Origin of the sequence: Sporomusa acidovorans (genome assembly GCF_900101845.1) — a bacterium.
Classification (GTDB): domain Bacteria; phylum Bacillota; class Negativicutes; order Sporomusales; family Sporomusaceae; genus Sporomusa; species Sporomusa acidovorans.
On sequence record NZ_FNAM01000019.1, the window covers coordinates 90,172 to 102,471 of the forward strand.

8 protein-coding genes are annotated in these 12,300 nt (G+C 44.8%); 2 read left to right on the top strand and 6 right to left on the bottom strand.

Going from position 1 to position 12,300, the window contains the following annotated elements; translation table 11 throughout:
• Nucleotides 1-41 precede the first annotated feature (41 nt).
• Nucleotides 42-1,427: an SLC13 family permease gene (locus BLR65_RS14380; RefSeq protein ID WP_093794880.1), complete on the bottom strand. Its 1,386-nt coding sequence runs from the start codon at nt 1,425-1,427 to the stop codon at nt 42-44.
• 491 nt (nt 1,428-1,918) lie between these two features.
• Between BLR65_RS14380 and BLR65_RS14385 the strand changes: the two genes are divergently transcribed.
• Complete coding sequence (locus BLR65_RS14385; RefSeq protein ID WP_211285275.1) at nt 1,919-4,012, top strand: sigma-54-dependent Fis family transcriptional regulator; 2,094 nt, start codon at nt 1,919-1,921, stop codon at nt 4,010-4,012.
• A gap of 45 nt (nt 4,013-4,057) precedes the next feature.
• Here BLR65_RS14385 and BLR65_RS14390 read toward each other — a convergent pair whose 3' ends face one another.
• The 5 genes from BLR65_RS14390 to BLR65_RS14405 form a co-directional block, all read right to left on the bottom strand.
• On the bottom strand, nt 4,058-6,028 hold the full coding sequence (locus BLR65_RS14390) for a methyl-accepting chemotaxis protein (protein WP_093794881.1): 1,971 nt from the start codon (nt 6,026-6,028) through the stop codon (nt 4,058-4,060).
• A gap of 304 nt (nt 6,029-6,332) precedes the next feature.
• Nucleotides 6,333-6,503 (bottom strand): hypothetical protein, encoded by a 171-nt coding sequence (locus BLR65_RS29825; RefSeq protein WP_169717045.1) that lies wholly within the window; start codon nt 6,501-6,503, stop codon nt 6,333-6,335.
• 76 nt (nt 6,504-6,579) lie between these two features.
• Nucleotides 6,580-7,401: a 4Fe-4S dicluster domain-containing protein gene (locus tag BLR65_RS14395; RefSeq protein WP_093794882.1), complete on the bottom strand. Its 822-nt coding sequence runs from the start codon at nt 7,399-7,401 to the stop codon at nt 6,580-6,582.
• Between the two features lie 15 nt (nt 7,402-7,416).
• Nucleotides 7,417-10,008 (bottom strand): molybdopterin-dependent oxidoreductase, encoded by a 2,592-nt coding sequence (locus BLR65_RS14400; RefSeq protein WP_093794883.1) that lies wholly within the window; start codon nt 10,006-10,008, stop codon nt 7,417-7,419.
• 594 nt (nt 10,009-10,602) lie between these two features.
• Complete coding sequence (locus tag BLR65_RS14405) at nt 10,603-11,925, bottom strand: MFS transporter (RefSeq protein WP_093794884.1); 1,323 nt, start codon at nt 11,923-11,925, stop codon at nt 10,603-10,605.
• A gap of 154 nt (nt 11,926-12,079) precedes the next feature.
• Between BLR65_RS14405 and BLR65_RS29115 the strand changes: the two genes are divergently transcribed.
• Nucleotides 12,080-12,300, top strand: a 221-nt coding sequence (locus BLR65_RS29115) for a hypothetical protein (protein WP_143122582.1), incomplete at its 3' end; no start/stop codon positions are given.

Consider the following 12,300-nt stretch of genomic DNA (forward strand, 5'->3'; position numbering starts at 1 on the left):
TAACGTATTTGAATATTTTTCTTTCTTGAAATTTTTTTGGACTAATAGCCAAGCATCCGGGCAAGAACCGGTAGCACATAGGTACAATAAGCGATCATAACGATTGTGGGAATCCAGCCTGCTTTGACCATGTCAATCATTTTGTAATACCCTAATCCATAAGTAATAAGCGGTACGCAGTCTATTGGCAAAACAAAAGAAATGGCTGCCCAAAAAGCTACCATCACAGTCATCGCAACCGGACTGATACCGGTTAATGCCGCTACATCTGCCAAGGGAATCGTCGTCATACCCGCAATCGCCGGTCCAACCGGAATAATAAGATGCAAGAAAGAAAGTAATGTGGTTGCGCCGGCCATAATCGTTGTATTGCTGGCACCGGCAACAATAGCCATCGCTGATTTCACCAGCCAGGCTGCTGCGCCTGTGCTGAGTATACCTGCTGCCAATGATTGTACACCGCCGATCAACAGGACAACATTCCAAGACACTCCCTTTGTTAGCTCATCAAATGTTAACAAGTCCACTCCCGGCAAAAACATGACAACTAGGCCAAAAACCGCGACAGCCGTTGCATCTAAAGCCGGAACCCAATTGCCGGCCACCCAGAACGCAAGCATTAGCGATACAATTACCAAAACCTTCTTTTCTACTATGCTCAAGGGACCAAGTGCATCAGCCTGTTTTAAGACCGTTTGCAGTGATTCTTCCGATATGTCTTCCGGCTTAAACACTTTCGTTAAACACCACCAGCATATCGGCAAAAGGATGATACACATCGGCAAGCCCATGATCACCCAATCCAGAAATTTAATTGTAATTCCCGTATGACTGGAAAACATGTTCATGGCCATAATATTGATAGATACACCGGCGGGAGTAACGCCGCCTCCCAACATAGCAGCCATAGGCACTCCCATCATCATACATTTTCCCAGATTGGATTTTCCGGGTATGGCGTCATTAGCCCGCAGCAAAGATAAAGCCAAGCCCATGAATAACGCACAGTCCGCCGTGTTGGTTACGATTGTGGAAACAAGCGCAGTACAGCACATAAAACCAAATACCAGTTTAGAAGCGTTGGTTCCCGACCATTTCATTAAAGCCGCCGTTATACGCAATGGTATATTGGTTTTTAATAAAGCCACTGTTAAACCAAAAGCAGCAATAACAAAGAAAATAACCGAACTGATAAACTTTGCCCAAACGGTAGCAAAATTCGTTACTCCCAAGTAAGGCATCAGCACCATTAACAACAACGCAGAGATTGCCAACGGCATAGCTTCCGTAATCCATAATAAAATACCTGTGAGTAAAAGTCCGAGTGAAATTGTTGCCGCCCTGCTCAATCCTTCCGGCGTTGGCATCAAGCAAAACAGCAACAGTATCGCTAACCCTGCCAATAGACTAACTACTCTTTTATTCACACTGTCACGTCCTTTCTATTCGAGTCAAGTCGTCTGCTTGGTTTACCGCAGTTAACAAGCCAAGTCCTCCTTTGCAATAAGTTCTCTACAAACGACTCGTACTAGTACTTTTCTTTCGCATAAAGCATGCCAAACTGTCATTATACAAGATAAAGTGGTCTATTAAAGGTAATACACAATATATTGTAAAATTACCCTCAGCAGGCCACTTCCTTATTCTCGGAATTTTCCCATTGGCGGAATTTTAGCGAGTTTCAAATTAGGAAACTTCCCGATTATAATACTTGACAATAAACTGACGCTCTTACAATACTGTGATTTAATAAATTCATGGTAAGAAATAACCTATATGATACAGGAATTTTCTAAATGATGTAGAAAAGAATAAACAATTGTACTCTAATGTCATAATTTATCAGCATTTTTTATAATCCAGAATTCATTTTTGGTACCTACTTGCTAATAGATCGACATACTTGGAGGCCTTGGATATGAATTCTAATCCCTTAGAGCATTTAGACCCCAATACGCAAACCCTTTGCAGTGATAACGCGATTATTTCCATGGATAACTGGGAACAAATCATTGCCTGCAAGAAACGTTTCCTGGAAAATGGCGAAAACCCGCTTACGGCTCCTTTCATGCGCCGGGAAGTAGCAGAATCCTGGATTCGTTCCCATACCGCAGGTGTTAATCCCTATTCGCCAAAGCTGGGAACTAATGTAACGGCCTCTCAATTGCAAAGTATTCTCAAAAAAAATCAATTATTGATCGAAACGGCTACCCCGCTGATTAAAGCTTTTATCGGTCTGGCTATACATTCCGGTTATATGCTGACCCTGCGGGATCATCAGGGCGTATTGCTATTGCAAGAAGGAAATTCAGAAGAAATAACCACCTTCAATATTGTCAATTCGGTAATAGGAGCTGTCTGGCCCGAAGAAACTGCGGGAACTTGTGCCCATACCTTGTGTATGCGCCTCAAGCGGCCGGTTCAACTGTTAGGCCCGGAAAACTATGCTTTTGTACTTCAGGACAATCTTAGTTCATCTGCGCCTATTTTTGATGCCGCTAATCAACTTATCGGCATATTGGTGCTTGCCCATGACTTAGGGCAATGTTCCGCCAAACACACCTTTAATAAACTGCAAACCCATTCTCTGGGCTGGGTAACCTCTATGGCCTTGGCCATTCAGCAGCAAATGCGTTTGAAACAGGCCAATCAGCATCTGAGTGTTGCCAAAAACACGCTGGAAGCCGCCATTAGTTTTATTGATGAGGGCGTTATTATGGTTGACCCTTTGGGTAATATCATCCACAGTAACCAAGAAGGTTTAACTATGCTGCAAATCAGCGCAAAGCAGGCTAATAACTACAACATATTTGATTTTCTAAACCCTGACTCTCTGATTATCCGATCTGTAAGAAACGGAACTACCCTTAATTATATAGAAGAAACTCTGAGCATCCATGAAAATGAACAGACATGCATCATCAGTACAAGACCGGTATTTTTTCAAACCAACATCGAAGTAGCCGGTGCCGTCCTGCGTTTGAATCATGTTGATAAAATTAATGCGCTGGTAGCCCGCCGCACCGGTAACAGTGCAACCTATTGTTTTGAGGATATTATCGGCAATAATGAAGTCACCCGCAAAACAAAATTAATGTGTCAGCGGTTTGCCAGTTCGCCGGAAAATATCTTACTAATCGGCGAAAGCGGTACCGGCAAGGAACTTTTCGCACAGGCTATCCATAATTTTTCCCGTCCTAACGGTCCTTTTATTGCCATCAACTGTGCCGCTATGCCCCGTAATTTAATTGAAAGCGAACTTTTTGGCTACGAGGGAGGAAGTTTTACCGGTTCCGAACGCGGCGGACGTCCCGGCAAAATAGAATTAGCCAGTGGGGGAACGCTCTTTCTGGATGAAATAGGTGACATGCCCTTTGAAATTCAGGCCGTACTCCTGCGGGTTCTAGAGGATAAAAAGGTTATGCGGGTAGGCGGCAAGCGCTATCAGCCGGTTGATTTCCGTCTGGTGGCCGCTACCAATAAAGATCTCTATAAGATGGTAGAGGAAAAAACCTTCCGGGAAGATTTGTATTTTCGTTTATCCGTTCTCAAGTTGCAAATCCCCCCCTTGCGTGAGCGCGGTGACGATATTCTCCTCTTAGCCAGATATTTTATCCAAACTTATTGCCGCCGCACCAAGCTGCCCCTTCCGCAAATCTCCGAACTAGTGTGTGAACTTATCAGCAAATATTCTTGGCCGGGCAATGTCCGGCAACTGGAAAATGCGATGATCTATGCCGCTAACATGGCACAGGGAAACTATATCTACCCTGAGCACTTACCGGAGGAAATATTACGCAATAAATTGGCCTCTGCCACGCAGTCACAGGTTAATTTTCCTCCGCCTGATGTCCACATGGAAGAAATGGTGTCTTTGCAAGATGCGGAAATCCTGTTTATTAAGTCGGCTTTATCCCGTGTTAATAACAATGTGGTGCAAGCCGCTCATCTTCTTAAAGTAAGCAAATCTACCCTGTACCGCAAAATAAAAGAATATAAAATTGAAATATAACTAACAAAAAGTGAGGAAGAGCATTCAGCTCCTCCTCATTTTTTATTATGTATGGAAGCGGGCCACCGCATTTTGCAACTGCTTTGACAGCTGAGCCAAATGTTGGCTGGAAGAAGCGATCTCCTCCATCGAGGCCGACTGTTCTTCGGTAGCTGCCGATATGGTCTGCGACTGACTGGAAATATCACGACTGAATGTTTCCGTATCCTCCATTGCTTTAAGAATAGTATTACTGTTTTCCGCCAATTTGTTCATACCTTCGGCAGTCTTTTGAGTAATACCGGCAACCTTTCTGATATGTACATCAATATCTTGAAAATATCCACCGGCACGATTCACGACCTCGGAACCCCGTCTTACCTCTTGCGTACCGTTTTCCATGGCATTGACTGCATCGGTCGTCTTACCTTGGATTTCGCCAATCAATTGGGCAATCTGTTTGGCCGCTTCTTGCGATTGCTCTGCCAGTTTACGGACCTCTTCCGCTACTACGGCAAACCCCCGCCCCTGTTCACCGGCGCGTGCCGCTTCGATAGCAGCGTTCAGGGCCAGCAGGTTGGTTTGGCCGGCAATGCCGGAAATCGTTTCCACAATTTTGCCAATCTTCTTGGAATATTCCCCCAGTTCAGTAACTACCCGGGCTGAAGCATCGACCGTATGCTGAATACTGCCCATTTGATCGATTGCCATACTAACCGCCTTGTTGCCTTCATTAGCGGCAGCAACTGCATTGTTAGCCATTGTCATGGCACTCTCGCTCTGCTCTGACTCCCGCCGGGTACTATCCGCAATCTCTTTCACCTGGACCATAGCTTTTCCTATAGCATTTACCTGCTGCTCGGCGCCATGTGCCGTTTCGGTAATCGACCCCGCAACCTGATTGGCCGCTTGCGCCGACTGTTCGGTATTAGTTGTCAGCTCTTGCGCATAAATAGTAAGTTGACCTGAAGAATCACTGATTTGTTGCACTAATTGGCGAAGGTTGGCGACCATATTTTCAAAAGACCGTGCCAAGCTTCCCAATTCATCCTGCGTAACTACTGCAATCTGCGACAGAGTAAGGTCGCCGCCGGCAATGCGGTTTGCGGCACCCTGCAATATTTTTAGCGGCCTGGCAATGTGAACGGCCACCCGCAAAATAATCAATACAGCCAAAATAAGGACAATAAAAATAGAAAGCAGGGATGTCCAGGTAAAAGATGTCAATTTACCGGTAATCTCGTGCACCGGCACAACTACTGCAATTGCCCAGGACGTCCCCCGAATTGGGGCATAGGCCACATACCTGTCGACCCCTAAGTTTTGGTATTCGGCAAACCCCTTTTCGCCCTTTACCATTTTTGCCAGTGCAGCTTTCATGACAGCATTTGTGTTCGGATCCTGTAAGGCATTAACTTTGCCTGCCAATTCCTTGTTGGGGTGGATCATGATCATACCGTCGCTGCGAGCAACAAAAGCATAACCGGTATCGGCAACCTTTATTTGCTCAACCAAGTTTGCCAATGCCTCAATATCAACGACTCCCGCTACCGCCCCTACAATAGCGCCGTTGACCTTGACAGGTGTAGCAATAACTACGATCTGCTTGCCCGTTCCCTTGGAAATCAGCGGATCAGACACTACTGTCTTGCCCTGCATGGCCTGCTTAAAATGTTCACGGTCGGCGTCATTGCGGACCACCCCTTCCGTATTGACCGACATCCCGGTCACATCGAACCATAGCATTGTCTCATAAACGCTGTTATTTTTGACTTCCCCGGCAAGATACTGTCTAATTGCTTCCGCATTGCCACTACGCAGGACAGGAGTCCTGGAAATTGCCACTATTTCAGTTTTATACAGATCAAGCCAGGACGCAATTTCTTCACTATGCCGTTCGGCTGTTAGCGCAAATTCGCTTTTCACGTCTTGCACCAACAAATTCTTAGCCTGCCAATAGTTTAAGCCGGCTAAGCCGCCCAGTGAAAGCGTAAATAAAATACCGATAATCAACGTAAGCTTTGCTTGGATCTTCACAATAACCTCCTCCTTTTCGTGAATTTACAGCATATGACAAAAACGTCGAAAAGCCTAGCTCTTAGTTGGAGCTAGGTACTTTTCAACGCCAAAAGCATTGGCTGCAGCTTGGTAAATTACAAGTAAAATAATTACTTGTACTGTCAACTGCTTTTTTTGGCAGCCGTAAGATCGGCTTGACATTTCGTACAATTTTTTTTCGTCGGTTGATTAAGCGCGCCACAGGCGGGGCACTTTATCGGTTTTGTTGCTGTTGGTGGTCTAAAACACATATCGACAACTCCCTGCTATTCATTTTTACCTTTTAAGGCAAAGGCAAATCGACCTTGCACTTTTTACAAGTCGTTCTTGCCCCCGGATTCAGTGTCCCGCATGCCGGGCATTTAATCGGTTTTCTATTCTTATTCCCGGCAAAATGACTTTCCATTTTTGCAGTTCCCGCATCAGCGGGAACCTTCTTATTTTGGTCTTCCATGGTACATCCTCCTTTAAACCAAAGAATTAATTATATATTGTCTGAAGGCATTGAAGAAACCCAGACAAACATAAACTCAATTATTTAAAGGCACGGCTTGTAAAGCGATGTCTCCAACATTCAGGCTTTGGTCAACAATAATAGCTTCCTCGTAGGTTTCATACCCCTGAGCTGAAATTGTCAACCCATAATTTCCGGCTGCCAGTTTTTTAAACCAAAAATCGCCGAAATCATCGGTCGTTGCCTGTAATACAGCGCCGGTTGTTTTACAGGTCAAAGAAACTTTTGCATTTTCAATGATCTCATCTTTTTGGGCGTCATAAACGAGACCGGCAACAAATAATTTGGGTAAATTCACGTAATACACTCTGGGTTTTGCCCCAACTTCCGGGAGCATAATTTCCGCTTTGGCAATTAAATCGGCAAGCTCACTTTCTTCCCCAAACTTAATGCACTCATGCGGACAGGCTTCCACACAGCGCGGTTCCTTGCCTTCGTCAACCAAATGGGCACAGCCTGTGCATTTTTGCGGAATCTGCAATGCTTCATTCCAGTAAACGGCATGATAGGGGCAAGCCTCGACAATTTCCTTTTGTCCCTGTGATTTTTCCGGATCAATAAGTACAAGTCCGTCCGGACGTTTGTAAACGGCTTCATTCTTGGCTGCTTTCATGCAGGGTGCGTTATCGCAGTGCACGCAGCCTTGGGGGACATACTCCAGTTTTACTTTGGGAACCTGTCCATGGGTCTTTTCTGTCATCTTCAGCCAGAAGTGACCGGTGTCCGGTTGTGGTTTGGCAATCGGTGACCAATCATTTTCGACATGTTCATCTTTACAAACTAGTTGGCAAGTATAGCAGCCATTGCAATTTTCAACGTCAATGACAAAAACTTTCATGTAGTTGCACCACCTTTACTTATTTTCAATAACTCTGGAAGTCAGGATTTGTCCGGAGTGCGGACAATAAGGTCTGTTAAATTGCTCCGGATATTGCTTAGCTAATTCCAGTTCATCGGCTTTTTCGATGCCAACTAGGAAGCCGCTGGTCACTTCACCGGAACAGTGCTGCGATACAGTGTTGGTGGGGCAAATCAGATTGTTGGCACCGGCACGGTCGGATTCTCCGGTCACAATCGGGTCAAGACGTGAACCATGATCTTGATAGATGACATGGGGCATAATTCTTTCCGTAATATAGGCGGCGCCCAGTACCCAGCCGCGTTCATTGTAAAGTTTAACGACATCACCATGAGCAATGCCTTGCTTTTTAGCGTCAACCGGATTAATCCATACCGGTTCATACATGTAACCGTCCTTGCCGCGCATTTTGCAGGTAGGAATCTCCCGCAGCCAGGTTACATCGTCCATGTTGGCATGAACCCGCCAGCGCGGATGATTGGAGACTAATAAGTACGGGTATTTTTCACTTCTTGGATGCAAGTAGCTTTCCTGGTGTGTTTTCCCAAAAGGAATGAATTTGGGATGGGGTGGACGTTCTTCGTCATCAGGGAAGTATTCGGAAAGATTTTCCGAGGTAAATTCAAGTTTGCCTGATGGAGTTGTCATCGGATTTTCTTCCGGATCATTCGCAAAATCACCGAATCCCGGGACTACGTCCTTCCAGTTTTCATCAGTAGGAACAACGCAGATTTCTTTTTCACGGAACTCTTCATAGCTCATTAATGTTTGACAGCCGGACATTTCAAAGCCCCGTTTGATCAAATCTTCATACGTCATGCCTTTCGTGTATTCTTCATATACCCCTAATTTTTTAGCAACTTCACAAACACATTCATAGTCACTTTTTGCTTCGCCACGGGTTTCAACGCATTTTCCTTCATAGTACAAACTATTAAAGGCACCACTTTGATTATCGCAAGCAATATCTTCTTGTTCAAATTTACTGCTTACCGGTAAAATAATATCGGCAAACAGACAGTCATTTTCCAGCCACGGATGTTGGGCCAAGACAAACTCAATTTTCGGACTCCGCAAGGCTTTGATCATACTATTGCCGCCGTTCCAGCAGGTTGTCCAGCAGGGGGTATCGGTCCAAATCATGTGCAGTTCGGAACCACCCTCTTCAATTGGGTACTGATACTCGACAAACTGGTCGTCTGCCGGGAATCCGGAAGAAGTAACCCCATACCAGGTCATGGGGTTCTCCACTGTCCAATCACCCAAAATAGCTTTGGGAATTAAGGTTTTCGGCAAGAACTGACCGGAAATATCATAAGTAGCCCCGTTATAAGCACCGCCAACATTCGGAATTACCTTCGATTTAGGGCAAGGATAGTATTCATGCAAGCCATATTGGCCAAATTCAATAAATTTCAATTGGCCGCGTCCCGGTTTGCCAAGGCCCTGCATAGCAAGCAAACAGCCTTCCAAGCGGGCAGGTTCACTGGAGTAGCCCGAACGAATGTAGGAGCCACCGTTGCAGTGGCCAATCGTCGTAGCGTCTTTCGCCCATTTTCTGGCCAGCGCTTTGATTGTATATGTAGGAACGCCACAAATCTTCGAGGCCCATTCCGGTGTTTTTGCTTCGCCGTCTTCTTCACCCATAACGTACTGTCTAAACGGTTCAAAGCCGACGGTGTGAGTTGCTACGTATTCTTTATCATAAGAATCTTCTTTAATCCAGATATAAGCGATGGCTAACTGCAGGGCCGCATCTGTATTAGGAATAACAGGAATCCATTTATCAGCCCAAACAGCACCGGTATAATTAAGATCCGGCGAAATGAATACCGACTTTATGCCAATTTCTTTGAACCAGCGGCAAAGGCGGCTTGGATTTTGCCCACCCCAGCCCCAGGGCGTGGTCTCAGGGTCACAGCCCCAATAGAGCAGCATTTTTGTATTGTTAGAAACATCCCACCACATATTTTTCTGGAGACCCTGGCCGATAGGCTCACAACCCCAAAAGTGCTTAATACCCCAGTACCAGCCTTCCCAGCTGTCGGCATTTCTGGCTTGTGTAGTCGATCCGCCAAGTAACTCCAGAAGATTTTTTTGGCAGCCGTGCGGACCGTGGATTGCTTTGGTTTCACCATGGCCGTCGCCTTGAGAAAGGATAGCATACGGACCATATTGCTTATGGATACGCTTAATTTCATTGGCAATGATGTCGGTAGCTTCATCCCAGCTGATTCTTACATATTTGCTTTCGCCGCGGTTTTGTGTATTTCTCTCGCCATTAGGATCCCAGTCGACCCGTTTTAACGGATAAAGCACACGATTTTTCGAAAACATTCTCTTTTTATATATATAACTGAATGGCGGCAGCAACGTTTTCATTTTTGGTTCAAATGTTTTGCCTCTAACTTCAATCTTCCAAGGATTAAGCTCTTCTTGTTTGTATTTCTTATCAAATTTCATAGGCCGAATCCGCAATACTTTACCGTCTTTTACATCTACTTCTGCCGTGTTCGAGCCAATGCCAAAACCACAAAAGCCAAGTCCTTTATAAAAGGTTTTGATTTCGTCATTTTTCTTAGACATTATTTTCCTCCCTTACTTAATTAGAATTTAGCTGCTCTCAGCTAAAAGTGAATGTAATACCTCCTTATCTGTACGAATTCTTTTTCAGCTATGGCATCAGCACTTTAGTTGCGCAAAAAGTCTTTTAATTAAAGCCTGTCCTATATACAACGCATTAAAGTTTTGCAGGTAGGTGGTGTGTTGGCAAAAACGGAAGTCAAGCGCCAGCGGTGGAGCGCTCTTCATGCACCACCTACCTGAGTCTGCAAATTCTTTACTGCGGAATATATAGTAGCTGAAAACGCTAAGTGGAGAACTATCTACAACCACATACAAAGCAAAAATCGTGCCAAAGGCAAAAGCTTACTTTACCTAAAAATGATGATATATCCTTTCTAAATACAATAAACACTTGCCGCTATATGGTCAGAATATAATGATCAAGCACGTTTGAGCCAAATTTTGCGGTACCAAAACACCTTGCTATTTCAACAAAATTAAGGTGAAAAAGATAATTTTACCATTGCCTTTTTTCTCAAAAACTCACATCATGGCTACCTATGTTTTCCCATCATTGCGACTTCTTCCGGTTTATGGGATTCCCTTTGTCAGAACTCATACGATCGCTAATTTACTTTCGGTAACTCTGGAGCGATCAGTTGTAAGCATAACCGCCAGTGCGCTCACAAGCGGGACACAGGCGAAAACAATAAAATTCATCGGCACAGAAATCTGGTTAGCAAGCAAGACACCGCCAACCATCGGGCCTATAATGCCGCCAATGCGGCCAACGCCGTAACCCCAGGTCGTACCTGTCGCCCGGATAGTCAGTGAATAATTCTGGGCAATATAAGAGCCTGATACCCCCATCATGGCATGTTGGCAGGCACCTGTAAAAAAAACCATTACCGAAAGCAGCATGGGTGTCGTAATTGTCCCCAGTATACTGGTAAAGGCAGCAATCATAACCATAATAGCCAGTAATGTCCTTCTGCCGCCAAATTTGTCCTGAGCCCAGCCGGACAGCGGAATACCAACAACAAATCCTGCATTCCAGACCAGGGTAAACCACAGACTGAAATTTAGTGACCAGCCCTGGAGTGTCATTAGTTTGGGCAACCAGACGACAATGCCGAAGGTGAACACATAATTAGCAATCATCATAATCCATAACAAGATTGTATTTTTTGCTTCGCCTGCCTTGAATAAAGCAATTGGATGGTCTTTACCGGCGTGCTGACAAGTTAATTTGTAATCATCCTCCGCCGTAAGGGCAAACTCAGGATTTGCTTTAACCAATACCTGAGCAATCTTTTCCTTTTTCCCTGTTTTCAAATAATACGCCAATGATTCAGGTAAAAAACATTGCCAAATTACTACTAATAAAGGAACAGCCGCAACATAAAACATAACCCGCCAACCATACTCAGCCAATAGGGCGAGACCTACTAAAGTTGCCACAACCGTACCAATTGCCTGGCCGGATGTAACCCACACAACCAGCCGGCTGCGAATAGGCTTGGGAGAATATTCGGAAGTAAACGCAACCACAAGCGGAAAAGCGCCTGCCAATCCCATACCGGCAATGAAGCGGTATACCGCAAACTCTGTAACCCCGCGGGCAAAGCCGACCGCAACGGTAAAAATACAATATATAGTTGTAGCCGCGATAATAGCCCGTTTCCTGCCAATCCACTCCGCGATTGGCCCAAAAGCAAATGAACCAAGAATCATGCCCGCAAAACCGTAACTGCCCAGCCAGCCAACCTGAACCGGACTTAAATGCCAATCGGCCATCAGTGACGGAATAACCAGCGAAAAACAATTCAGATCAAATCCATCAAAAATTGATGTTAGCATGCAAATAACAATAATGTTGCGATAAAACTTATTGAAACGACTTTGATCAATTACTTCGTTGATGAAAACGGATCTCATTTTTTCAGCCTCCTTTTAAATAATGTACTCTCTCGGAAACCCGAGATATTATATGGATCAAGGCATTTAGCCTTGGTCTTTTTGCAGTTTTCCTCCAAAATAGACGTGTCGAAAATTTGGGACTTGACTTTTTTGAAACGCCCCCATAATCGCGATGAAGACATCTTTTTGTCTACCTTCGCTGATGGTGGTGATTTTTTTGTTGAAAACGACCCGTTCTCATCGACAATTTCAGGACTTTCTAAAAGAGCAGTTGCAAATCCACTACTTAAAACGCGGTTTTTTAGAGCCGGTTTTGCTCCAGCAAAAAGCCCTAGCCAGTGTCTGGTGCAGCGATTTATCCAAAATCACGGAATTTGTCGCTCATCGCTACTC